The following is a 22922-nucleotide window of genomic DNA, read 5'->3' on the forward strand; positions in this document are numbered from 1 at the left end:
GCTACGACGGCCAGGACCACTAGCGGACCGTCTTCTCCCGCTCGGCCGGTTCCGGGGCCGTCCGGCTGAGGAACAGCGCGAACACCGGGGGCTGCGTCTGGAGCAGCTCCAGGCGGCCGCCGTCCGCCTCCGCGAGGTCCCGGGCGACGGCGAGACCGATCCCGGTGGAGTTCCGGCCGCTGATGGCCCGCTCGAAGATCCGGTTGCCGAGGTCCGGCGGGACGCCAGGTCCCTCGTCCGTGACTTCCAGCACCGCCTGGTTGCCGATCACCCTGGTGCGCAGGGCGACGGTGCCGCCGCCGTGCATCAGGGCGTTCTCCACGAGGGTGGCCAGCACCTGGGAGACCGCTCCGGGCGTACCGACGGCCCGTACGCCCTGCTTCCCCGAGCGCACGATCGCCCGGCCCGCGCTGCGGTAGGCCGGCCGCCACTCCTCCACCTGCTGTTTGACGACCTCGTCGAGGTCGAAGGGGACCGCGGAGCCCGTGCGGGGGTCACGCGAGTTCGTGAGCAGCCGCTGCACCACATCCGTGAGCCGTTCCACCTGGGTCAGGGCGATCGTGGCCTCTTCCCGTACGGTCGCCAGGTCGTCGGTGACCGTGATCTCCTCCAGCCGCATCGACAGCGCCGTGAGCGGGGTGCGCAGCTGGTGGGAGGCGTCCGCGGCGAGGCGCCGCTCGGCGGTGAGCATCCGGCCGATCCGCTCGGCGCTGGAGTCCAGCACGTCCGCGACCCGGTCCAGCTCGGGCACCCCGTACCGCTTGTGCCGGGGCCGCGGGTCGCCCGAGCCGAGCCGTTCGGCGGTCTCGGCCAGGTCGGTGAGCGGGGAGGCCAGCCGGTTCGCCTGCCGTACGGCGAGCAGTACGGCGGCCACGACCGCCAGCAGGGCCACCGCGCCGACCACGGCCAGGGTCCGTACGACCTCCCTGGTCACGGTGGAGCGTGCCTCCTCCACGACGACGATCTCGCCCTGCTCGCCGCGGGCGGTGCCCCGTACGACGCTGCCGGAGATGGAGGCGCCGACCTCCACGGCCGGCTGCCCCGGGATCGTGATGCGCGCGTAGTGCCCGGCGTCGAGCTGCTCGGCGAGTTCGGCGGGGTGGTTCGGCTTCTTCTCCAGGACGTTCGCCTCGACGATGCCCACGAGGCGCAGCGCCTCGGCCTCGACCCGGTCCTGGGCGCTGCTGGTGATGGTCCGGGTCTCCACGATGACGAGGGAGACCCCGAAGACGGCGATCACCACGAGCACCACGGCGAGCGTGGACTGGATGAGGCGGCGGCGCATGGGCTAGGGCCTTTCTCGCCCTGAGGGGGTCGGGGGTCAGCTCTTCTCGAAGCGGAAGCCGACGCCGCGGACGGTGGCGATGTAGCGGGGGTTGGCGGCGTCGTCGCCCAGCTTCTTGCGCAGCCAGGAGATGTGCATGTCGAGGGTCTTGGTGGAGGACCACCAGGTGGTGTCCCAGACCTCGCGCATGAGCTGGTCACGGGTGACGACCCGGCCGGCGTCGCGCACCAGGACGCGCAGCAGGTCGAACTCCTTGGCCGTGAGCTGGAGCTCCTCCTCGCCCATCCAGGCGCGGTGCGACTCGACGTCGATCCGTACGCCGTGGGTGGCGGGGGGCTGGGCGGTCTCGGTGGCGCCGCGCCGGAGCAGGGCCCGGACCCGGGCCAGGAGTTCGGCCAGGCGGAAGGGCTTGGTCACGTAGTCGTCGGCGCCCGCGTCCAGGCCGACGACGGTGTCGACCTCGTCCGCCCGGGCGGTGAGGACCAGGATCGGGAAGCCGTGTCCCTCGGCGCGCAGCCGTCGGGCGACTTCCAGTCCGTCCATGCCCGGCAGGCCCAGGTCCAGGACGACGAGGTCGATCCCGCCCTGGAGTCCGGCGTCGAGGGCGGTGGGGCCGTCCTCCCGGACCTCTACCTCGTACCCCTCCCGGCGCAGAGCGCGGGCCAGGGGCTCCGAAATGGATGCGTCGTCCTCGGCGAGCAGTACACGCGTCATGTGGGTGATGGTAGTCCGCGGCGACTGAATCGAGAGGCCTGCCTGCAGACCCCTTCCGATCTGGGCTTATGAACGCTGGAGCGCCTTCGAATATGGTCGAACGGTTCCCGACTCGCCTTGTGATCCATCTCTCAAGTCCTTTCATATGCCGCACTGTCGTGTCGTATGGTGGCGAGACGCCTGATGCAATACCTCAGGGACCTTTGTGCCGAAAAGCAGCACATAGGTCTCTCTTTCTGTCCAGAACCGGACGGGCAGTCTCATCACCGACTGACCGGCCGGCCTTGACGGCAGTGAACGACCTGTTGGCCGGGCCCCTCGCGTGATGGTGCGCGGGCGGGCGTGGATCCCGGTTGCGGACTCCCTTCGCCCCCTCGTTGGACGGGGGCGAGACCCCGAGGCGTGGGGTGGGACGTCCGTCCGCCGGTGCCGGCCACCCCCCACCGGGCGCGGATGAGCTCACGAAGCCGAAGCGTCCCGAGCAAGCAAGGATCGACCATGGCTTCCAGCCTGACGACGGCCTCACCGAGCCCCGCTCACGAGAAGACCGTCCTCGGCCACCCGATCGGCCTGGCCACGCTGTTCATGACCGAGATGTGGGAGCGCTTCTCCTACTACGGCATGCGTGCGCTTCTCGTCCTGTACCTGGTCTCCGGCGGCGTCGACGCCGCGACCGGCAGCCAGGGCGGCGGCCTCGGCTTCACCGCGGCGACGGCCACGGCGATCTACTCCGTCTACGTGGCCATGGTCTACCTCATGGCCATGCCCGGCGGCTGGTTCGGCGACCGCGTCTGGGGCGCCCGCAAGACGGTCGCCATCGCCAGCTTCGTGATCATGGCGGGCCACGTGGCGCTCGCCGTCCCCGGCCAGCTGGCGTTCTTCGTCGGCCTGCTGCTCGTCGCGGTCGGCTCCGGTCTGCTGAAGGCCAACATCTCCACGATGGTCGGCCACCTGTACACCGACGCGGACGACCCGCGCCGTGACAGTGGCTTCACGATCTTCTACATCGGCATCAACGTGGGTGCCTTCGCGGCGCCGATCGCCATCGGCACCATCGGCGAGACGATCAACTGGCACCTGGGCTTCTTCCTCGCCGCCGTCGGCATGGGCATCGGCCTGGTCATCTTCCTGCTCGCCGGCCGGACCCTGAGCCCGAAGAGCAGCGTCGTCCCGAACCCGCTGAGCCCGGCCGAGCGCAAGGCCGTGGTCACCAAGGCCCTCGCCGTCCTCGCCGCCGTCGCCGTCTTCTACGGTGCCGTGGTCGCGGCGGACATGTTCACCATCAAGTGGGCGCTGTACCCGATCACGATCGCCGGTCTGATCATCCCGGTCGCCGTCCTCACCCGTATCAAGCGGGACAAGGACCTCACCGCCGGCGAGCAGACCCGGATGAGCGCCTACATCTGGTTCTTCGTGGCCGCGGCCGTCTTCTGGATGATCTACGACCAGGGTGGTTCGACCCTCTCGCTGTTCGGTGACAAGAGCTCCGAGCGCAGCCTGTTCGGCTGGGAAGTCCCGACCACCATCTTCCAGTCGCTGAACCCGCTCTTCGTGGTGGCCCTGGCCCCGGTCTTCGCCGCCGCCTGGGTGGCGCTGGCCCGCCGCAACCGCGAGCCCAGCACCATCGTGAAGTTCTCGGTGGCCCTGATCATCGTGGGCGCCTCGTTCTTCGTCTTCGCCATCCCCCTGAGCCAGACCGCCGGCAACGACACCAAGGTCACCATGTGGTGGCTGGTGCTCATCTTCCTGATGCACACGCTCGCCGAGCTGTGCCTCTCGCCGGTCGGCCTGTCGGTCACCACGAAGATGGCGCCGCAGAAGTACGCCTCCCAGATGATGGGCGTCTGGTTCCTCGCGGTCACCGCCGGTGACTGCGTCACCGGTCTGCTCGGCCTGGCCGAGGTCCAGATGAACGGTGTCGGCGTGATCCTCTTCCAGGCGTTCGCCGCCGTCCTCGCCGGTGTCGCGATCGCCATGTACCGCAAGAAGGTCAACGCGCTGATGGACGGAGTGAACTGACCCGTCCCGCCCCGGCGGGGGAACGGCCCGGCACACCGGAAGGTGTGCCGGGCCGTTCCCGTGTCAGCGGGTGCCGCGCAGGCGGCGCCACGGGGTGAAGGTGAACACCGCGCCGCCGAGCAGGATCACCGTGCCGGCGACGAGGGCGAGGGCCTTGATGCCGCCCTCGTCCTCCGCGCCGGTCTCGGCGAGACCGCCCGAGGCGGCGCTGCCGGTGCCGCCGGTCGAGGAGCCCGAGCCGCCCGGCTGGGCGGTGGTGTCCAGTTCCAGCGAGACGCCGCTGCTGGTCGCCTTGCAGGGGACGTTGATCGGCGTGGAGCCGGGGGCCATCGTGACGTCGATGGTCAGCCGGTCCGGGCTGAGCGTCACCTTGCCGGACCTGCCGGGCTTGTAGGTGCCGGTCATGTCACTGAGGCTGACCGGGGCCTTGTCCGGGATGGGCTCGGCGTTGGCCGGGCCGGAGACCTTGACGGTGCCGCTGTCCGCGCCGCCGAGTTTCACGTCCATCGAGGGCTTGAGGGCTCCGGCGGGCAGGGCCATGGGGGCCGCCATCGCGCCCTTGGCGGTCTTGACGGTGAGGTCGTAGCTGCCGCCGTTCTTCCTGGCGTTGATCGTGACCGGGGTCCTGATGCCGCCGGGGACGACCGCCCCGCAGTCGAAGCTCACCTCGACCGCCTTGCCGGGGAAGTCGGTCCGGCCGCCTGCGCCGCCACTGCCGCCCGAGGTGGTGGTGCCGCCCGAGCTCGTGCCGCCGGTCGTCGTGCCGCCGCTGGTGGTGCCGCCCGTCGTCGTACCGCCTGTCGTCGTACCGCCCGTGGTGGTGCCGCCGCTGGAGCCGTCCGACACGTCGATGACGGCCCCGCCCCTGACCTCGCCGACCGGCGCGCACTTGGTGACGAAGGTGCCGAAGGGGAAGGTGACGGCGACGTCGTACCTGCCCGGGGTCAGGCTGACCCTGCCCGCCTTGGTGAGCTTCAGCTTGCCCTTCATCGTGGACATCTGCATGGGGGCCTTCTTGGGGATCGGCGGGTTCTTCTTCTCCCCGACGACCTTCAGCTCCCCGCCGCCACCGCCGACCGTGATCCAGCCGGTGGGCTGGACGGAGTCCCGCGGGATGTCCATCAGGTCGGTGTTGTTCGAGGCCGGCTTGACCGTCTCCCAGGACACCTCGACCTCGTCGCCCACCTTGGCCGTGGCCGGGGCGGTGACCTTGGCGGTGGTCTCGCCCTCGACCGGGGAGCCGCCGCCGGCCGGCGGCACGCACCTGACCTTGAACGTGGCCTCCGCGGCCTGGGCGGGAGGAGCCGTGATGGCGAGGCCCGCGCCGCCGAGCAGCAGCGCGACCAGGGCCGCGCTCACACTCCGTCGGTTCTTCACGATGGTCCCTTCGTCGTCGAACGGTTCTCAGACGGTGCGGACGTCTGTGGTGCTGTCTCCGGCGCGCTGTCCGGGGTGAACCACGGCAGGGCCGCCGTGGTGGTCGCCGGGGGCTCAGCCGCCGGCCGCTCGGCCGGGGCCGTCGCGGCCGGCCGCGCGGCGGGGAACCGGGGCAGCCGGGCCGTGACGGCCGCCGCGACCTCGGCGGCGGCCCGTACGCCCCGGTGGCGTCCGGCGCCGTGCCCGGTGCGCGGCCGGACCCTGTCGACGACGGCCATGCCGATGCGGAAGAGGGCGGCCGGGATCACCACGAGGAGCAGGCCCCAAAAGAGCAGGACCCCGTACGGGCGGGCCACTGCCCAGGGCTGGGTGGCCACGACGGTCTCGCCGTACTTGAGGGAGATCGTGTGGTCGCCGTGGGCGCCCGCGGGGAGGGTGACGTCGAGTGCGACCTCCGCCTTGCCGCCGGGCGGGATGGTCCCCTTCCAGCGGGCCTCCTCCCACAGCGGGGCGAACACGCCGTGGGCGATGCCGAGCTGGAAGACGGGGTCCTTGACCGGGGCGGTGCCGAGGTTGCCGACGGTGACCTCGAACTTCCGGACGGCCGGGGCGCCGAACCAGGTCAGCACGCCGTCCTCACCCTCCAGCCGGACCCCCGTGAGCATCGCGAGGCGGCCCGTGCCGGATTCGGCGGGCAGCTCGGCCACCGGGTGGTCGGTGATCTTCAGGGGGACGGCGACGGTGGACCGGTCCCCGTTGACGGAGGTGACGTTGACGACGCAGGGGCAGGGCTTCGGCGGTGCCACCACGGGCAGCTGCGCCGCGAAGCGGCCGTCATCGGCGACGGAGACGGCCGCCCCGTCGGCGTTGGCGCAGCTGTTGGTGCCGCCGATCATGTTCTGCCCGCAGACCAGCAGCATGACCAGGGTCCTGGCCCGCCAGCCGGTGCCCGTCACGGTGAGCTCGGTGCCCTGGGCGGCCTCCTGGAGGGAGAGCGCCACGGTGGGCCGTACCTCGGCCGCGGCGGACGGGACCGCGGGGAGGAGTGCGAGGGCGCACGCCGCCAGCCCCAGCAGGAGGGACCGGGCGGTGCGGCCGACCGTGCCGCCGACCATGCCGCCGACCATGGCGCTCACCTGGAGGCTCCCGTCAGTTCGTGTTCCGGTGCAGGGGTCGTCGCTCCGGGCCTCCCGGAGGGTCCGCCGTCGGACCCGCCGTCCGCCGGTCCCCGCCGCGGACGCCGGCCGCGTACGAGGAACAGCGCGCCCAGCGCGGTCCCGCCGAGGCCGAGCAGCCCGAGGCCCGTCCAGCCGGCGGCCCGCCACGGCAGGAACCAGGCGGAGGCGGCCCCGGCGGCCCGGGCGCCGCCGGGGGCGGTCACGGTGACCGTGACACGGACCCGGTCGAGGGCCGGGGCGCCGGGCCAGGGCTCGGTCAGCTCGACCCGCTGCCCGGGGAGCAGCTCGACGGGGACGGCGCGCGGGCCGCGGCCGGGGACCTCGCCGAAGACGCCCTCGGCGCGGATGTCCAGTTCGGGGGCGAGGGCCACGTTGCCGCGGTTGACCAGGGTGTAGGCGACGACCGAGGCCGCGCCGCGGCCCCGTACGGCGACGTCCTCGACGGTGAGGGCGGCCAGGGTGGGACCGCCGACCCGCAGGTGGACCCGTACGCCCACCTCCCGGCCCGCTTCGGCGGCGATCACGGCGGCGGGGTGGTCGCCGGGTGACGACGTCGGCGGCACGGTGACGGTGAAGGGGACCACCGCGCGGGTACGGGGCGGGATCCTCACGGTGGCTCCGGCGCCGAAGCTGAACCAGGAACCGGCGCCGGGCGCGGACGCGGCGCCGGGCACGGGGGTGGCCGGACGCACCGCGAGGGCTCCGTCGGCGGTGTTGTAGGCGTCGGCCCCGCGCAGGGTGACGGTGCGCTCCCGGTCGGTGGTGTTGGTCAGGGCGAGGCGGTCCTCCAGCACGGCCGCGGGGGCGCCCTCCAGGTAGAAGTAGGGCCGGGTGCCGCCGGGCCGGGCAGCGGCCGTTCCGGCGGCGGGCTCGGCGGTCCAGCCCGGCTCGTCGGCGGCCGCGGGGGCGGCGGGGACCGTGTGCAGCGCGGCCGCGGCGAGCAGGACCAGGAGGAGGAGGCGGCGGACGTCGCGCCGGGGGCTGTGGAGCACGGGCATGGCCGGGGGTGCCCCGTTCAGGACCGGGCCTGCCGGCCACGCCGGGTCAGCCAGAGCACGCCGGCCGCGCCCGCGAGCATCACGGTGCCGCCGAGGGTGCCGAGGGCGAGGGCGGAGTCGGCGGGTCCGGTCTGCGGGAGGGTGTCGGGCGGGGAGTCGCCGCCGGAGGGTGTGCCGCTCCCGCCGCCGGCCGCGGTGACGTCCAGTTCCAGTGAGGGTCCGGGGCCGTTGCCGGGGGTGCAGGTGGTCGTGGTGCCCATCGCCTTGATGGTGAGCACGCCCGCGGTGAAGGTGACCTTGCCGCTCTTCCCGGGGGTGTAGGTGCCCGAGAGGTCGGTGATCTTGATGGGGGTGTCGGGCGGCACGGCCTCGGGGTTGGACGGGCCGGAGACCGGTACGGACGCCTTCTCGGCCCCGCCGACGACGATGACGGCGCTGGGGCTCATCGCGCCCTTGCCGAGCTCGATGGGGCTGGACGAGACGCCCTTCTGGAAGGACATCGTCAGCTTGTAGCCGTCGCCCTCCTTGACGGCCTTGATGTCGATGGGCGACACCGCCGACTTGTCCCCGATCGGGGTCTTGCAGTCGTAGGCCACGTCGACGACCGCTGCACGGGCCGTGGGGGCGGCGAGCAGTACCGCCGATCCGGCCAGCGCGGAGGCCAGCGCGAGCGCGGTGGAGCGTTTGCGGTCGGTCACCTTCGTCTTCCCCTCGGGCCACAGATAACTGACGGGACATCAGATCGGTGGCTCAAGGTACGCCCGGGGCCTTACGGAGGGAAGACAAAGGACAGGCCCGGATCGACCGTTCGTCAGTGCGCGCGGACGCCCTTCCGCCACACCGCGGACACCAGCGGTACGCCCGGCCGGTAGGCCAGGTGGACATGGCTGGGGGCGTCCAGCAGGGCCAGGTCGGCGCGGGCCCCGGGGGCCAGGACGCCGATGTCGGCGCGGCGCAGCGCGCGGGCGCCGCCGGCGGTGGCCGCCCAGAGGGCCTCGTCGGGGGTCATCCGCATGTCGCGCACGGCGAGCGCGATGCAGAACGGCATGGAGCTCGTGTAGGAGGAACCGGGGTTGCAGTCCGTGGACAGCGCGACGGTCGCGCCCGCGTCGATCAGGCGGCGGGCGTCGGGCCACTGGGCGCGGGTGGAGAACTCGGCACCGGGCAGCAGGGTCGCCACCGTGGTGTCCGCGGCCTGGGCGAGGGCGTCGACGTCGGCGTCGGTGAGGTGGGTGCAGTGGTCGGCGGAGGCGGCCTCCAGCTCGACGGCGAGCTGGACGCCGGGGCCGTAGGAGAGCTGGTTGGCGTGGACGCGCGGGATCAGGCCGGCGGCGGCGCCGGCGGTGAGGATCGCGCGGGCCTGGTCGCCGTCGAAGGCCCCCTTCTCGCAGAAGACGTCGACCCAGCGGGCGTGGGGGGCGCAGGCCGTCAGCATCTCGCCGGTGACGAGGTCGACGTAACCGGCCGGGTCCTCGGCGAAGTCCGGGGAGACGATGTGCGCGCCGAGGTAGGTGACCTCTTCGGTGTGCGCGGAGGCGATGCGCAGGGCGCGGGCCTCGTCGGCGACGGTGAGGCCGTAGCCGGACTTGGTCTCGAAGGTGGTGGTGCCCTGGCGGCGGGCCTCGTCGAGGTGGCGGACGAGGTTCGCCTCCAGCTCGGCGTCGGTGGCGGCGCGGGTGGCGGCGACGGTGGTGCGGATGCCCCCGGCGGAGTAGGCGCGGCCCGACATCCGGGCGTTGAACTCCTGGGTGCGGTCGCCGGCGAAGACGAGGTGGCTGTGGCTGTCGACGAAGCCGGGGATGACGGCGCGGCCCTGCGCGTCGTACGCGGCGTCGGCGGCCGGGGCCCCGTCGGCGTGGCCGACCCACACGACCTTGTCTCCGTCGATGACGACGGTGGCGTTCTCGATCAGGCCGAGGGGGCTGCCGTCGCCGACGGACGGGTCGTTGGTGACGAGACTGCCGATGTTGGTGATGGCGGTGGTGGTCATGAGAGTCCTCTCAGAGCTTGCTTGTCCCCCACCCCGCCGCTTCCCGAGACCGGGCTCCGCCCGGACCCGGTCCTGGGGCGTCGGACGGGCTGGAACCACCAGCCTCGCCGGGGGGCACCTCCCAGCGGTGGCCGGGGGAGTGCGGGGCGCGGGGTCCGGGGCGGAGCCCCGGGAAACGGCGAAAGGGCGGGGTGGGGGAAGGGCTCGCCGCGGGCGGCACGGTCAGGGGCGGAGGGCCGCGATCGCTTCGGACAGGGCGGACGGGACGTCCTCGACCAGGGTGTGGTGGCCGTCGCGGACGACGTGCCGGCCGCCGACGACCGTGTGGCGGACGTCCGCGGCGGTGGCGGCGAAGACCGCCGTCTCGGCACCGAGCCGCGGCAGCGGACCGGCCGTGCGGACGGAGTCCAGGGCGAGCGTGGTGAAGTCCGCGAGCGCGCCCGCCTCCAGGCGGCCCGCGTCGGCCAGCCCCAGCGCCGCGTGCCCGTCGCCGGTGGCGGCGGTGAGCAGCGCGTTCGCCGTCCAGTGGCCGCGCGTGCGGCTGCGCAGGCGCTCGTTGAGCTCCATCGCGCGGGCCTCTTCCAGCAGGTCGATCACGGCGTGGCTGTCGCTGCCCAGCGAGAGCGGGCTGCCCGCCCGTTGGAGCCGGGTGGCGGGGCCGATGCCGTCGGCGAGGTCGCGTTCGGTGGTGGGGCACATGCAGGTGCCGGTGCCGGTGCCGCCGAGCAGGGCGATGTCCGCGTCCGTGAGGTGCGTGTTGTGAACGCCGGTGGTGCGCGGGCCGAGCACACCGTGGTCGGCCAGCAGCTGGGTCGGGGTGCGGCCGTGGGCGGCCTGGCAGGCGTCGTTCTCGGCGGTCTGCTCCGAGAGGTGGACGTGCAGCGGCGCCCGGCGTTCCTCGGCCCAGCGGGCGACGGTGGCCAGCTGGTCGGCGGGCACGGCCCGCACCGAGTGGACCGCCGCGCCGATCAGGGCGTGCCCGCGGGGCTTGAGGGCACTGACGCGTGCGGCCCAGGCGTCGGCGGTGCCGTCCGAGAAGCGCCGCTGGTGGGTGTTGGGTGCCTCACCGAAGCCCGAGGACAGGTACGCGGTGTCGAGGAGGGTGATGCGGATGCCGGCCGCGGCGGCGGCCTCGATCAGGGCCTCGCCCATGGCGTTGGGGTCGGCGTACGGGGTGCCGCCGGGCGCGTGGTGGACGTAGTGGAACTCGCCGACGTTGGTGATGCCGGCCAGCGCCATCTCGGCGTACACGGCGCGGGCGAGCGTGAAGTAGCTGTCGGGGGTGAGGTTCTGGGCGATCTCGTACATGAGCTCGCGCCAGGTCCAGAAGGTGCCGGAGCCGATCTGGACGGTGCCGCGCAGGGCCCGGTGGAAGGCGTGGCTGTGCGCGTTGGCCAGCCCGGGCAGGGTCAGGCCGCGCAGGATCCCCGCACCGGGGGGCGGGGTCGCGACCCCGGTGCGCAGGGTGCCGATCCGCCCGTCCTCGGTGACCTCCAGCAGGACGCCCGGCTCGACGAGGGTGCCGAGCCAGGCGTGCTCCAGCCAGTACGTCGTCAGCGGCATGCCAGGCCTTCCAGTACGTCGGCGAGGGCGAGGACACCGGCCACGCAGTCGTCCTCGGCGGCGAACTCCCGCGGGGAGTGGGAGACTCCGGTCGGGTTGCGCACGAACAGCATCGCGGTCGGGACGGCGGCCGAGAGGATTCCGGCGTCGTGTCCGGCCCCGGTCCCGAGGACGGGGACGGCCCCGCCCAGGATCCGGTTCATCTCGTCGCGCAGGGCGTGCTCGAACTCGACGACCGGGGTGAAGGACTCCCGGACGATCCCGAGGTCGATGCCGTCCCGGTCGGCGCGCTCGCGGGCGGCCTTCTCGATGGCGGTGACGACCGTGTCGAGGGTGGCCTGGTCGGCGGCGCGGGAGTCGAGCCAGCCGCGCACCAGCGACGGGATGGCGTTGACCCCGTTGGGCTCGACGGAGATCTTCCCGAAGGTGGCGACGGCGCCGGCGAGGGCCGCCTCCGTGCGGGCGGCCAGCACGGTGGCCGCGTACGTCAGCATCGGGTCGCGCCGGTCGACGAGGCGGGTGGTGCCGGCGTGGTTGGCCTCGCCGCGGAAGTCGAACCGCCAGCGGCCGTGCGGCCAGATCGCCGAGGCGATGCCGACCCGGTCCCCGGACAGGTCCAGGGCGCGGCCCTGTTCGACGTGCAGTTCGACGAAGGCGCCGATGCGGGCGAGCCGTTCGGGGTCGGCCCCGATGGCCTCGGGGTCGTACCCGGCGGCCTCCATGGCCCGGGGCAGGGAGATGCCGTCGGCGTCCCGCAGCTCGTACGCCTTCTCCTTGGTCAGCTGTCCGGCGGCGAGCCGGGAGCCGACGCAGGCGAGCCCGAAGCGGGCGCCCTCCTCGTCGCCGAAGTTGGTGATGGCGAGCGGCCGGGTGAACCGGACGCCTCGGCTGCGCAGTTCGTCCAGGGCCGCGAAGGAGGACACCACGCCGAGGGGGCCGTCGAAGGCGCCGCCGTCGGGGACGGAGTCCAGGTGCGAGCCGGTGACCACGGCGTCCCCGGCGAGGGGGTCGCCGAGCCAGGCCCACTGGTTGCCGTTGCGGTCGGTCTCGTAGGTGAGCCCGCGTGCCTCGGCCTGCTCCTGGAACCAGGTGCGGCAGTCGGCGTCGGCCCCGTTCCAGGCGTAGCGGCGGTAGCCGCCGGTGTCGGCGTCGCGGCCGACGGGTGCGAGCTCGGCCCACATCCGGTGGAACGACGGCGCCCCGGCGGAGCCCGCGGCCGGTCCGGCCGCGGGCGTGAACTCGTTCTCGCTCACGCGTCGTCGCCCTCGCGCATCGGGACGCGCACGCCGCGCTCGTCGGCGACGGTCTCGGCGATGTCGTAGCCGGCGTCGACGTGGCGGATGACGCCCATGCCCGGGTCGTTGGTCAGGACGCGGCGGATCTTCTCGCCGGCCAGCGCGGTGCCGTCGGCGACGGTGACCTGTCCGGCGTGGATGGAGCGGCCCATGCCGACGCCGCCGCCGTGGTGGATGGAGACCCAGGAGGCGCCGGAGGCGACGTTGACCATGGCGTTGAGCAGCGGCCAGTCGGCGATGGCGTCGGAGCCGTCGAGCATGGCCTCGGTCTCGCGGTACGGGGAGGCCACCGAGCCGCAGTCGAGGTGGTCGCGGCCGATCGCCAGGGGTGCGGCGAGGGTGCCGTCGGCGACCATCTCGTTGAAGCGCTCGCCGGCCTTGTCGCGCTCGCCGTAGCCGAGCCAGCAGATGCGCGCGGGCAGGCCCTGGAAGTGGACGCGCTCGCCGGCCATCTTGATCCAGCGGTGCAGGGACTCGTTCTCCGGGAAGAGCTCCAGCATCGCCTTGTCGGTCTTGTGGATGTCCGAGGCCTCGCCGGACAGGGCGGCCCAGCGGAAGGGGCCCTTGCCCTCGCAGAAGAGCGGGCGGATGTAGGCGGGGACGAAGCCGGGGAAGGCGAAGGCGCGGTCGTAGCCGGCCAGCTGGGCCTCACCGCGGATGGAGTTGCCGTAGTCGAAGACCTCGGCGCCGGCGTCCATGAAGCCGACCATGGCCTCGACGTGCCGGGCCATGGACTCGCGGGCGCGGGTGGTGAAGCCGGCCGGGTCCTTGGCCGCGTAGGAGGCCATGTCGTCGAAGTCGACGCCGACGGGCAGGTACGACAGCGGGTCGTGGGCGGAGGTCTGGTCCGTCACGATGTCGATCGGGGCGCCCTCGGCGAGCATCTGCGGGAGCAGCTCGGCGGCGTTGCCGAGCAGGCCGATGGAGAGCGGCCTGCGGGCGTCGCGGGCCTCGACCGCCAGCTGGAGGGCGTGGCGCAGGTTGTCGGCCCTGACGTCCAGGTAGCGGTGCTCGATGCGGCGCTCGATGGCGCGCGGGTCGACGTCGATGCAGATCGCGACGCCGTCGTTCATGGTGACGGCCAGCGGCTGGGCGCCGCCCATGCCGCCGAGGCCGGCGGTGAGGGTGATCGTGCCGGCGAGGGTGCCGCCGACCCCGCCCTTGCCGATCGAGTGCAGCTTGGCCGCGACGGCCGCGAAGGTCTCGTAGGTGCCCTGGAGGATGCCCTGCGTGCCGATGTAGATCCAGGAACCGGCGGTCATCTGGCCGTACATGGTCAGGCCGAGGTGCTCCAGACGGCGGAACTCCTCCCAGTTGGCCCAGTCGCCGACCAGGTTGGAGTTGGCGAGCAGGACGCGCGGCGCCCACTCGTGGGTCTGCATGACGCCGACCGGGCGGCCGGACTGGACGAGCATCGTCTCGTCCTGCTTCAGGGTCCGCAGGGTGCGGACCATGGCGTCGTACGAGCGCCAGTCGCGGGCGGCCTTGCCGGTGCCGCCGTAGACGACGAGCTTGTCGGGGTGCTCGGCGACCTCGGGGTCGAGGTTGTTCTGGAGCATCCGCAGCGCGGCCTCCTGCTGCCATCCCAGGGCGCTGAGCTCGGTGCCGCGCGCGGCGCGTACGGGGCGGGGTCCTGACATGGCGGTGCCTCCTCCGATGTTGGTAATTCCATTCACATCCTCGCGCCCTGAATAGATTCAGTCAACAGCTGCGGTCGGCCCCGTCGGATGATGGGATGGCGGACATGGCCACCGAGGACATCGCCGAGCGCCGGAACCTGGTCGTGCGGGCCGCCGTCGAGCAGGCGCTGGTGGGCGGGAGCGACTCCTCGGAGCCCCTGGTCTGCCTGCTGGACACCGACGGGATCCGCGCCTCGGCGGCCTCCCTGACCGCGGCCTTCGCGGCCGCCCTGGCACCCGGCACACCCGTGCTGCACGCCTTCGCCGTCAAGGCCGCCCCGCTCGTCCCGGTGCTGCGACTGCTCGCGGACGCCGGGCTCGGCTGCGAGGTCGCGAGCCCGGGCGAGCTGGCGCTGGCCCGGGCTGCGGGGGTCCCCGCGGCCCGGACCGTCCTGGACTCCCCCGCCAAGACGACGGCCGAGCTGCGCGAGGCGCTCGCCCTGGGGATCGCCGTCAACGCCGACAACCGCCAGGAGCTGGAGCGCCTGGACGCCCTCGTCGCCGCGGCGCCCACCGCGGCCCCGATCGGCGTCCGGATCAACCCGCAGACCGGCGCGGGCGCCATCGACGCGCTGTCCACGGCGACGTCCACCTCGAAGTTCGGCGTCGCCCTGCGCGATCGGGGGGCGCGCGAGTGGCTCGTACGCGCCTTCCTGGACCGGCCGTGGCTGACCCGCCTGCACATCCACTCGGGCTCGCAGGGCGTCCCCCTGGAGCTGATCGCGCAGGGCGTGCGGGAGCTGCACGCCCTGGCCGAGGAGATCAACACGGCGGCCGGCCGCCGCCAGGTCGACACCCTCGACATCGGCGGCGGCCTGCCGGTCGATTTCACCTCCGACGAGGCGGGCCCGACGTACGCCGGGTACGTGTCCGCCCTGCGCGCAGCCGTCCCGGCGCTCTTCGACGGCGCGTACGGCCTGGTCACCGAATTCGGCCGGTCCCTGCTGGCCAAGCACGGCCTGGTGCTGGCCCGGGTCGAGTACACCAAGAGCAGCGGCTCCCGGCCCATCGCCCTCACCCATGCCGGTGTCCAGCTGGCGACCCGCACCGCCTACGCCCCGGCGGCCTGGCCGGTGCGGATCCTGCCGTACGACGCCGAGGGCGCCCCGAAGACCGGCCCCGCGGTGGCCCAGGACGTCGCGGGCCCGGCCTGCTTCGCGGGTGACCTGCTGGCCACGGCCCGCGAGCTGCCGCTGCTCGGCCCCGGCGACCTGATCGGCGTCCCGGACACGGGCGCGTACTTCTTCACGGCCCACTACGGCTACAACAGCCTGCCGCGCCCGGCGGTCCACGGCTTCACGGTGGCCCCGGGCGGTCGGGTCCGTTTCAGCCTCGCCCGCCCGGCGCAGTCCACCGCGGACATCGTGGCGGAAGCGGGCGCGGCCTTCGGCGACGCACTCCTGCGGGAGCCGGGGCTCAGTCGGCGGCCAGGGTGACCGCCGGAGCCGGGGCTCAGTCGGCGGCCAGGGTGACCGCCAGCGCCGGGGCCAGGCCCGCGACCAGGTCGTCCGGGGTCAGCGCGGTGACCGCGGGCAGGCGCAGCAGGTAGCGGGCCAGGGCCAGGCCCAGCAGCTGGGTGGAGACCAGGCCGGCCGTGCGGACCGCGCGCTCCGGGCCGAGGGCCGCCGCCAGGGCGGGGGCGACCTGCGTGGCGAAGACCTCCCGCATCCGGGCCGCGGCCCGCTCGTTGGTGACCGCCGAGCGCAGCAGCACCAGCAGGGCGTCGTCGGCCGGGTCGCCCTCCCACCGCTGCACGAAGTGGCGCACGAGGGTGGCGGGGAGCTCCCCGGCCGGCACCGCGCCGAGGTCCGGCAGGCGCAGGTCCACCGCCAGGGCGGCGTCGAAGAGCTGTTCCTTGCTGCCGAAGTAACGCATGACCATCGACGGGTCGATCTCCGCGTCCGCCGCGACGGCCCGGATGGTCGTGCGTTCGTACCCGTGGGCGGCGAACCGCTCGCGCGCGGCGCGCAGGATCACGGCCCGGGTCTGTTCGGAGGAGCGTCGTTCGGTCACGCCAACAAGCGTAGGCCAACACGCGTGTGCCAACAACTGTTGACATGACGGCGGAACCGGCGCACCCTGATGTCAACAGTCGTTGGCCAACAAACGTTGGCCACCCGGAGGAGGCCGCCATGACCAGCACCGCCGCACTCCCGCTCCCCGCCCGCACCGAGGTCGCCGTCGTCGGCGCCGGCCCCACCGGACTCGCCCTCGCCGTGACCCTGGCGGAAGCCGGCATCGACTTCGTGCTGCTCGACCGGCAGGCCGAGGGCGCCAACACCTCCCGCGCCGCCGTCGTCCACGCCCGCACCCTGGAGGTCCTCGACGCGCTCGACCCGAGCGGCGCGCTGACCGCCGACCTCGTCGGCCGCGGCGTCACCGTCTCCCGCTTCCGGATCCGCGACGGCGCCCGCCCGCTCGCGGCCGTCGACTTCGACCGCCTGCCCACGGCCCACCCGTACGCGCTGATGGTCCCCCAGTACGAGACCGAGGCCGTCCTCCTGCACCGCCTGCGGGCGCTCGGCGGTGACGTCCACCGTCCCTACGAGGTGACCGCCGTCGCCCAGGACGCGGACGGCGCCACCCTCACGACCGTCACCGGCGAGACCCTGCGTGCCGCGCACGTCGTGGGCGCCGACGGCATGCACAGCGCGGTCCGGAAGGCCGCCGGCATCGCCTTCGAGGGCAGCGCGTACGAGGAGTCCTTCGTCCTCGCGGACGTGGTGATGGACTGGGCCCCCGGCCCGCGCGAGGTGTCGCTCGTCTTCGGCGCCGCCGGCCTCGTGGTCATCGCCCCGCTGCCCGGGGACGGCCCCGGCGCATCCGGGCGCTACCGGATCGTCGCCACCGTGGCCGAGGCCCCCGCCGAACCGGACCTCGCCTTCGTCCGCGGCCTGCTCGACGAACGCGTCCCCGGCCGGGCGAGGGTCCGCGAACTCGTCTGGTCCTCCCGCTTCCGGATCCACCACCGCGTCGCCGACCGCTACCGCGCCGGCCGGCTGTTCCTCGCCGGGGACGCCGCCCACGTGCACAGCCCGGCCGGCGGACAGGGCATGAACACCGGCATCCAGGACGGCTACGCCCTCGGCCGCGCCCTGGCCTCCGGCGACCTCGACGGTTACGAGGCCGCCCGCCGCCCCGTCGCCCTGCGCGTGGTGGCCCTGACCCACCGGATGACCCGGGTCGCGACCACCCGGAACCGGGCCGTGCGCGCCGTGCGCAACACCCTGCTGCCCGTCCTCGCGCACATCCCGGCCCTGCGCCTGCGGCTGGCCACCGAGCTGGCGGAGCTCAGGTACCGCTGAGGCTCACTCGGCTTACTCAGCTCACTCGGCTCACTCCACGAACAGGCCGCGGGCCGCCGCACGGGAGTCGAAGGCCTCCAGGCGGGCCTGGGCGTCCGGCAGGGCGTCCGCCATCGCCTCCAGCAGGACCCGGCCCAGCAGCATCGGCGCACACGCCGTGTCGAAGGCCAGGCCGGTGCCGACCGGGGCGGGGATCAGGAGGTCCGAATGGCGGGCCACCGGGGCGAAGGCCGAGTCCGCGACCGTCACCACGGTCAGGCCCGCCCCGCGCGCGCGTTCCAGGGTGTCCACGACCTCGCGCGGGTACCGGGGCAGGGCGAAGCACAGCAGGGCCGTGGCCCCCTCGTAGAGGGCCGCGTCGATGCGGTCCTCCATCATCGAGCCGCCCTCGTCCAGGAGCCGCACGTCCGGGTGCACCTTGGCGGCGAAGTACGCGAAGCCGCGCGCCTGCGAGGACGCCGCCCGCAGCCCGAGCACCGGCAGCGGGGCCGAGGCGGCGAGCAGCCGCCCCGCCTCCGCGACCGGGGCGGGGTCGGCGAGCATCTCGGCGAGCTGCCGCAGGTTCTCGATCTCGCCCAGGACGGCCTGCTGGTACTCGTTGTACGTGTCCTCCCGGACGGCGGCGGCCCGCTCGGCCGGAGCCACCTCGCGCAGGTGCTTGCGCAGCGCGGGATAGCCGTCGAAACCGAGCGCCACGGCGAACCGGGTCACCGACGGCTGGCTCACCCCGGCCAGCTCGGCGAGCTCGACGCTCGACAGGAAGGGCACCTCCGCCGCCCCGCGCACCATGCAGTGCGCGATCCGCCGCTGGGTCGGCGTCAGCCGGTGCCCTTCGAACAGCGCCTGGAGCCGCGCCGCCGGGCTGTCGTTCATGCCGCCCCCTCCGTCCCGGTGATTTATTCAGTCACGGAGCACTCTGCATGCGGTTATGCAGCGGGGCAAGCCGGTGCCCGCGATGCGGATACGGCGGATACGGGGCCGGCCCCCGTGCCGGGGCCGGCGGCGTGCCCGGCCGGACGACGCGGGCTGAGGCCCTTCCCCGGCGGTGCGCCGCCGCTTCCGGGCCGCGCCCGGCGGGTGAGCCGAAGGGGCGCGCCGGGGAGCGCGGGCGAACGCGCGCCGGAAGCCGCGCGCCGGGGGCGCACCTCCCGGCGGTGGCCGGGGAGAGCGGTCTTCGAGCACGTACGCCGTCACGAGCCGGCACAAGGTGCCCGGAAGCGAACCGAGCCGGAAGGAGAAGGGGTTGGTGCGTGGGGACCGCCGCACCCTCGCGGGCGAGGGGCGGGACGACGGCGGTCCCCACGCGGGACACGGCCGGGTCAGGGCCGTCCGCGTCCGTGGTGTCCGCTGGTCCGGGAGCCGCTCCGGAGGTGTGCGAACACCGTCGGTGGTGTCTGCCGGGTCCGGTTTCCCGGGCTCCCTGCCGACAACCACCACTGTGCCGGGGTCGTGTTAAGGCCGTGCTGCTGTCACGTGTCCGGCCCGTACCGTTTGCGCGACGGCCAAAAAACGCCGGTGCCCGGGGCGGGCGGCGGGCATTCACCCGCGCGCCGTGCCCCGGGCCGGGCCGTCGCCTACTTCGCGGTCTTCGCCAGGAAGGCGAGGAGGTCCTGGCGGCTCACCACACCGGTGGGCTTGCCCTCGACCAGCACGATCGCCGCGTCGGCCTCGCCGAGCACCGACATCAGCTCGGACACCGGCTCGCCGGAGCCGACCTGCGGCAGCGGCGAGCTCATGTGCTTCTCCAGCGGGTCGGAGAGGGAGGCGCGCTGCGCGAACAGCGCCGCGAGCAGTTCCTTCTCGACCACGGAGCCGATGACCTCGGCGGCCATCACGTCGGGGTGGCCGGCGCCCGGTTTGACGATCGGCATCTGGGAGACGCCGTACTCGCGCAGGACCTCGATGGCCTCGCCGACGGTCTCCTCGGGGTGCATGTGGACGAGGGAGGGGATGCCGCCCTCCTTGTCGTCCAGCACGTCGCCGATGCGGGCGGACGGTCCGGCCTCCTCCAGGAAGCCGTGTCCCGCCATCCACTCGTCGCTGAAGATCTTGCTCATGTAGCCGCGGCCGCTGTCCGGCAGCAGGACGACGACCACGTCGTCCGGGCCGAGGCCCTCGGCGGCCTTGAGCGCGGCCACGACGGCCATGCCGCAGGAACCGCCGACGAGGAGGCCCTCCTCCTTCGCCAGCCGGCGCGTCATCTGGAAGGAGTCCTTGTCGGACACCGCGATGATCTCGTCGGTGACGTTCGGGTCGTAGGCCGTCGGCCAGAAGTCCTCGCCGACGCCCTCGACGAGGTACGGGCGGCCGGAGCCGCCGGAGTAGACCGAGCCCTCGGGGTCGGCGCCGATGACCTTGACCTTGCCGCCGCTGACCTCCTTCAGGTAGTTGCCGGTGCCGGAGATCGTGCCGCCCGTGCCGACGCCCGCGACGAAGTGGGTGATCTTCCCGTCCGTCTGCTCCCACAGCTCCGGACCGGTGGTCTCGTAGTGCGAACGGGGGTTGTTCGGGTTGCTGTACTGGTCGGGCTTCCAGGCACCGGGGGTCTCGCGCACGAGGCGGTCGGACACGTTGTAGTACGAGTCCGGGTGCTCGGGGTCGACGGCGGTCGGGCAGACGACCACGTCGGCGCCGTACGCGCGCAGCACGTTGATCTTGTCCATGGACACCTTGTCAGGGCAGACGAAGATGCACTTGTAGCCCTTCTGCTGGGCCACGATGGCGAGTCCTACACCCGTGTTGCCGCTGGTCGGCTCCACGATGGTGCCACCGGGCTTGAGGGCTCCGCTCTGCTCGGCGGCCTCGATCATCCGTACGGCGATCCGGTCCTTCACGGATCCGCCGGGATTGAAGTACTCGACCTTCGCAAGGACGGTGGCCTGCAGGCCTTCGGTCACACGGTTGAGCTTCACCAGCGGGGTGTTGCCGACGAGGCTGATCATCGAGTCGTGGAATTGCACCATGTTCTCCAAGGAGGGGACTCCACGGGTTCTCCGGGAGGTCCGGCCAGGGTATGCGGAAAGGGATTGACCGACCGCTCGTACGGGGCAGGTAGGGGTCAATGAGACGCGAGGAGGTGGCCTGAAGGATGTCCAGGGCGAGAACAGCCCGCCGGATCGCGGCGGGGGCGGCGTACGGCGGAGGCGGCCTCGGACTCGTCGGGGCCGCCGCGGTCGGGCTGGTACTGGCGGAGGTGCAGTTCGCCAAGCGCACGGTGGGCACCGGGCTGGGCGAGCCGCCGCGCGCGGACGGGCTGTACGGGAGCGAGTTCGGCGGGCCCGAGCAGAGCCCGGGCCCGCTGCGGCTGGGCATGCTGGGCGATTCGACGGCCGCCGGTCTCGGTGTGCGGCGGGCCCGGCAGACCCCGGCCGCGCTGATGGCCTCGGGGCTCGCGGCGGTCGCGGAGCGGCCGGTCGAGCTGCGCAACGTGGCCCTGTCGGGTGCCATGTCGGACGATCTGGACCGGCAGGTCGGGCTGCTGCTGGACCGGGACGCGCCGCCGCCCGACGTGTGCGTAATCATGATCGGCGCGAACGACGTGACGCGCCGGATGCCCCCGACCCAGTCGGTGCGGCTGCTGACGTCCGCGGTGCGGCGGCTGCGGCTGGCCGGCTCCGAGGTGGTGGTGGGCACCTGCCCGGACCTGGGCACGATCGAGCCGGTGTACCAGCCGCTGCGCTGGCTCGCCCGCCGCGTGTCCCGGCAGCTGGCCGCCGCGCAGACCATAGGGGTGGTCGCCCTGGGGGCCCGTACGGTCTCGATGGGGGACCTGCTGGGGCCCGAGTTCGCCGCGAACCCGCGCGAGATGTTCGGCCCGGATTCCTACCACCCGTCGGCGGAGGGGTACGCGACGGCCGCCATGGCCGTGCTGCCCACGCTGTGCGCGGCGCTCGGCCTGTGGCCCGAGTCGGACCGGCTGGACGTCTCGCGCGACGAGGACATGCTGCCGGTGGCGAAGGCCGCGTCGGCCGCGGCGGGCCAGGCGGGTACGGAGGTCACGGCGGGCCGCGGCCCCTGGGTCCTGCTCAAGCACCGCCGGCGGCGGCGGGTGTCGGGCGAGGACCCGGCCCCCGCGGCCCCGGACGCAGCGGGGCTCGCCCCGTAGGCCCCCCTTCCTTCGCGGTCCGCGGCCGGAGGCGCACCCTTGGGGGTGCGACCCCCGGCGCGGACCGGTGGGAGCGACCGGCATCACACCCCCAGGCCGGTGACCTCGACCGTACGGGGCGGTAACTTCGCATCCGGTCCCGCAACGACGCACCCCCTTGGAGTCCCGATGCCCGAAGCCGTCATCGTTTCCACCGCCCGCTCCCCCATCGGGCGCGCCTTCAAGGGATCCCTCAAGGATGTCCGCCCGGACGACCTGACCGCGACGATCATCCAGACAGCCCTGGCCAAGGTCCCCGAGCTGGACCCGCGCGAGATCGACGACCTGATGCTGGGCTGCGGTCTGCCGGGCGGCGAGCAGGGCAACAACCTGGCCCGCATCGTGGCCGTGCAGATGGGCATGGACTTCCTCCCGGGCACGACCATCACCCGCTACTGCTCCTCCTCGCTGCAGACGTCCCGGATGGCCCTGCACGCCATCAAGGCGGGCGAGGGCGACGTGTTCATCTCCGCGGGCGTGGAGACGGTGTCGCGGTTCGCCAAGGGCAACTCGGACTCGTGGCCCGACACCCACAACCCGCTCTTCGGGGACGCGGAGGCCCGTACGGCCGCCGTCGCCGAGAGCGAGGGCTCGTCCTGGCACGACCCGCGCGAGGACGGCCTCGTCCCCGACGCGTACATCTCCATGGGTCAGACCGCCGAGAACCTGGCCCGCCTGAAGGGCGTGACCCGTCAGGACATGGACGAGTTCGGCGTCCGCTCCCAGAACCTGGCCGAGGAGGCCATCAAGAACGGCTTCTGGGCCCGCGAGATCACCCCGGTCACCACCCCGGACGGCACGGTCGTCTCCACCGACGACGGCCCGCGCGCCGGCGTGACCCTGGAGGGCGTTCAGGGTCTGAAGCCCGTCTTCCGCCCCGATGGCCTGGTGACGGCCGGCAACTGCTGTCCGCTGAACGACGGCGCCGCCGCGCTGGTCATCATGAGCGACACGAAGGCCCGCGAGCTGGGCCTGACCCCGCTGGCCCGGATCGTCTCCACCGGTGTCACCGGCCTCTCCCCCGAGATCATGGGCCTGGGCCCGGTCGAGGCGTCGAAGCAGGCCCTGAAGCGGGCCGGCCTGACGGTCGGCGACATCGACCTGTTCGAGATCAACGAGGCCTTCGCGGCCCAGGTCATCCCGTCGTACCGGGACCTGGAGATCCCCCTCGACAAGCTGAACGTCAACGGCGGGGCCATCGCCGTGGGTCACCCCTTCGGGATGACCGGCGCCCGCCTGACGGGCACGCTGATCAACAGCCTGCAGTTCCACGACAAGCAGTTCGGCCTGGAGACGATGTGCGTGGGCGGCGGCCAGGGCATGGCCATGGTGATCGAGCGGCTGAGCTGAGCCGTAGCGGAGGGTAGGGGTCGCG

Annotated in this window: 18 protein-coding genes; 5 read left to right on the forward strand and 13 right to left on the reverse strand. The window is 73.4% G+C overall.

Annotated features, from left to right (window positions below):
• Nucleotides 1–19: 19 nt before the first annotated feature.
• Nucleotides 20–1285 carry an ATP-binding protein gene (locus ACIPXC_RS08005; protein ID WP_401614656.1) on the reverse strand — a complete coding sequence of 422 codons (1266 nt, stop codon included), beginning with the start codon at nucleotides 1283–1285 and terminating at the stop codon, nucleotides 20–22.
• Between the two features lie 36 nt (nucleotides 1286–1321).
• Nucleotides 1322–1999 carry a response regulator transcription factor gene (locus ACIPXC_RS08010; RefSeq protein ID WP_401614658.1) on the reverse strand — a complete coding sequence of 226 codons (678 nt, stop codon included), beginning with the start codon at nucleotides 1997–1999 and terminating at the stop codon, nucleotides 1322–1324.
• 498 nt (nucleotides 2000–2497) lie between these two features.
• On the opposite strand from ACIPXC_RS08010, the gene ACIPXC_RS08015 reads away from it, so the two are divergent.
• On the forward strand, nucleotides 2498–4018 hold the full coding sequence (locus ACIPXC_RS08015; RefSeq protein ID WP_401614660.1) for a peptide MFS transporter: 1521 nt from the start codon (nucleotides 2498–2500) through the stop codon (nucleotides 4016–4018).
• A gap of 63 nt (nucleotides 4019–4081) precedes the next feature.
• Here the strand turns inward: ACIPXC_RS08015 and ACIPXC_RS08020 are convergent, their stop codons facing one another.
• From ACIPXC_RS08020 to hutU, 8 genes are all read right to left on the reverse strand, one after another.
• Nucleotides 4082–5395 (reverse strand): hypothetical protein, encoded by a 1314-nt coding sequence (locus ACIPXC_RS08020; RefSeq protein WP_401614662.1) that lies wholly within the window; start codon nucleotides 5393–5395, stop codon nucleotides 4082–4084.
• Entirely contained in the window at nucleotides 5392–6522 is a 1131-nt protein-coding gene (locus ACIPXC_RS08025; RefSeq protein ID WP_401614963.1) for a hypothetical protein, read from the reverse strand. The genes ACIPXC_RS08020 and ACIPXC_RS08025 overlap by 4 nt, the downstream gene beginning before the upstream one ends.
• 5 nt (nucleotides 6523–6527) lie before the next feature.
• Nucleotides 6528–7571: a hypothetical protein gene (locus ACIPXC_RS08030; RefSeq protein ID WP_401614664.1), complete on the reverse strand. Its 1044-nt coding sequence runs from the start codon at nucleotides 7569–7571 to the stop codon at nucleotides 6528–6530.
• Nucleotides 7572–7588: 17 nt separating this feature from the next.
• Nucleotides 7589–8269, reverse strand: a complete 681-nt coding sequence (locus ACIPXC_RS08035; RefSeq protein ID WP_401614666.1) for an LPXTG cell wall anchor domain-containing protein — start codon at nucleotides 8267–8269, stop codon at nucleotides 7589–7591.
• Between the two features lie 113 nt (nucleotides 8270–8382).
• Nucleotides 8383–9561 (reverse strand): imidazolonepropionase, encoded by a 1179-nt coding sequence (hutI, locus tag ACIPXC_RS08040; RefSeq protein WP_401614668.1) that lies wholly within the window; start codon nucleotides 9559–9561, stop codon nucleotides 8383–8385.
• A gap of 222 nt (nucleotides 9562–9783) precedes the next feature.
• Nucleotides 9784–11124, reverse strand: a complete 1341-nt coding sequence (locus ACIPXC_RS08045) for a formimidoylglutamate deiminase (RefSeq protein WP_401614670.1) — start codon at nucleotides 11122–11124, stop codon at nucleotides 9784–9786.
• Nucleotides 11115–12305: an allantoate amidohydrolase gene (locus tag ACIPXC_RS08050; protein WP_401614966.1), complete on the reverse strand. Its 1191-nt coding sequence runs from the start codon at nucleotides 12303–12305 to the stop codon at nucleotides 11115–11117. Before ACIPXC_RS08050 ends, ACIPXC_RS08045 begins: the two co-directional genes overlap by 10 nt.
• A 68-nt stretch (nucleotides 12306–12373) precedes the next feature.
• Complete coding sequence (gene hutU, locus ACIPXC_RS08055) at nucleotides 12374–14059, reverse strand: urocanate hydratase (protein WP_401614672.1); 1686 nt, start codon at nucleotides 14057–14059, stop codon at nucleotides 12374–12376.
• Between the two features lie 95 nt (nucleotides 14060–14154).
• On the opposite strand from hutU, the gene ACIPXC_RS08060 reads away from it, so the two are divergent.
• Complete coding sequence (locus tag ACIPXC_RS08060; protein WP_401614674.1) at nucleotides 14155–15534, forward strand: diaminopimelate decarboxylase; 1380 nt, start codon at nucleotides 14155–14157, stop codon at nucleotides 15532–15534.
• Between the two features lie 16 nt (nucleotides 15535–15550).
• Here ACIPXC_RS08060 and ACIPXC_RS08065 read toward each other — a convergent pair whose 3' ends face one another.
• On the reverse strand, nucleotides 15551–16111 hold the full coding sequence (locus ACIPXC_RS08065; RefSeq protein ID WP_401614676.1) for a TetR family transcriptional regulator: 561 nt from the start codon (nucleotides 16109–16111) through the stop codon (nucleotides 15551–15553).
• A gap of 119 nt (nucleotides 16112–16230) precedes the next feature.
• Between ACIPXC_RS08065 and ACIPXC_RS08070 the strand changes: the two genes are divergently transcribed.
• Entirely contained in the window at nucleotides 16231–17403 is a 1173-nt protein-coding gene (locus tag ACIPXC_RS08070) for an FAD-dependent oxidoreductase (protein WP_401614678.1), read from the forward strand.
• 30 nt (nucleotides 17404–17433) lie between these two features.
• Here the strand turns inward: ACIPXC_RS08070 and ACIPXC_RS08075 are convergent, their stop codons facing one another.
• Complete coding sequence (locus ACIPXC_RS08075) at nucleotides 17434–18276, reverse strand: MurR/RpiR family transcriptional regulator (protein WP_401614680.1); 843 nt, start codon at nucleotides 18274–18276, stop codon at nucleotides 17434–17436.
• 701 nt (nucleotides 18277–18977) lie between these two features.
• The gene (locus ACIPXC_RS08080) at nucleotides 18978–20363 is read right to left on the reverse strand and encodes a cystathionine beta-synthase (protein ID WP_030961425.1); all 1386 of its coding nucleotides are present in this window, start codon (nucleotides 20361–20363) and stop codon (nucleotides 18978–18980) included.
• A gap of 128 nt (nucleotides 20364–20491) precedes the next feature.
• Between ACIPXC_RS08080 and ACIPXC_RS08085 the strand changes: the two genes are divergently transcribed.
• Complete coding sequence (locus ACIPXC_RS08085; RefSeq protein WP_401614682.1) at nucleotides 20492–21508, forward strand: SGNH/GDSL hydrolase family protein; 1017 nt, start codon at nucleotides 20492–20494, stop codon at nucleotides 21506–21508.
• Nucleotides 21509–21676: 168 nt separating this feature from the next.
• On the forward strand, nucleotides 21677–22897 hold the full coding sequence (locus tag ACIPXC_RS08090; RefSeq protein WP_401614684.1) for an acetyl-CoA C-acetyltransferase: 1221 nt from the start codon (nucleotides 21677–21679) through the stop codon (nucleotides 22895–22897).
• Nucleotides 22898–22922 lie beyond the last annotated feature (25 nt).

This window comes from Streptomyces sp. NPDC090021 (genome assembly GCF_044748225.1).
Lineage (GTDB): Bacteria > Actinomycetota > Actinomycetes > Streptomycetales > Streptomycetaceae > Streptomyces.

What these genes read in the sequence shown, in the direction of transcription:
- ACIPXC_RS08005 (WP_401614656.1), bottom strand. Translation starts at nt 1,285, where the DNA reads ATGCGCCGCCGCCTCATCCAGTCCACGCTCGCCGTGGTGCTCGTGGTG.
- ACIPXC_RS08010 (WP_401614658.1), bottom strand. Translation starts at nt 1,999, where the DNA reads ATGACGCGTGTACTGCTCGCCGAGGACGACGCATCCATTTCGGAGCCC.
- ACIPXC_RS08015 (WP_401614660.1), top strand. Translation starts at nt 2,498, where the DNA reads ATGGCTTCCAGCCTGACGACGGCCTCACCGAGCCCCGCTCACGAGAAG.
- ACIPXC_RS08025 (WP_401614963.1), bottom strand. Translation starts at nt 6,522, where the DNA reads ATGGTCGGCGGCATGGTCGGCGGCACGGTCGGCCGCACCGCCCGGTCC.
- ACIPXC_RS08030 (WP_401614664.1), bottom strand. Translation starts at nt 7,571, where the DNA reads ATGCCCGTGCTCCACAGCCCCCGGCGCGACGTCCGCCGCCTCCTCCTC.
- hutI (WP_401614668.1), bottom strand. Translation starts at nt 9,561, where the DNA reads ATGACCACCACCGCCATCACCAACATCGGCAGTCTCGTCACCAACGAC.
- ACIPXC_RS08045 (WP_401614670.1), bottom strand. Translation starts at nt 11,124, where the DNA reads ATGCCGCTGACGACGTACTGGCTGGAGCACGCCTGGCTCGGCACCCTC.
- ACIPXC_RS08050 (WP_401614966.1), bottom strand. Translation starts at nt 12,305, where the DNA reads ATGTGGGCCGAGCTCGCACCCGTCGGCCGCGACGCCGACACCGGCGGC.
- hutU (WP_401614672.1), bottom strand. Translation starts at nt 14,059, where the DNA reads ATGTCAGGACCCCGCCCCGTACGCGCCGCGCGCGGCACCGAGCTCAGC.
- ACIPXC_RS08060 (WP_401614674.1), top strand. Translation starts at nt 14,155, where the DNA reads ATGGCGGACATGGCCACCGAGGACATCGCCGAGCGCCGGAACCTGGTC.
- ACIPXC_RS08070 (WP_401614678.1), top strand. Translation starts at nt 16,231, where the DNA reads ATGACCAGCACCGCCGCACTCCCGCTCCCCGCCCGCACCGAGGTCGCC.
- ACIPXC_RS08075 (WP_401614680.1), bottom strand. Translation starts at nt 18,276, where the DNA reads ATGAACGACAGCCCGGCGGCGCGGCTCCAGGCGCTGTTCGAAGGGCAC.
- ACIPXC_RS08085 (WP_401614682.1), top strand. Translation starts at nt 20,492, where the DNA reads ATGTCCAGGGCGAGAACAGCCCGCCGGATCGCGGCGGGGGCGGCGTAC.
- ACIPXC_RS08090 (WP_401614684.1), top strand. Translation starts at nt 21,677, where the DNA reads ATGCCCGAAGCCGTCATCGTTTCCACCGCCCGCTCCCCCATCGGGCGC.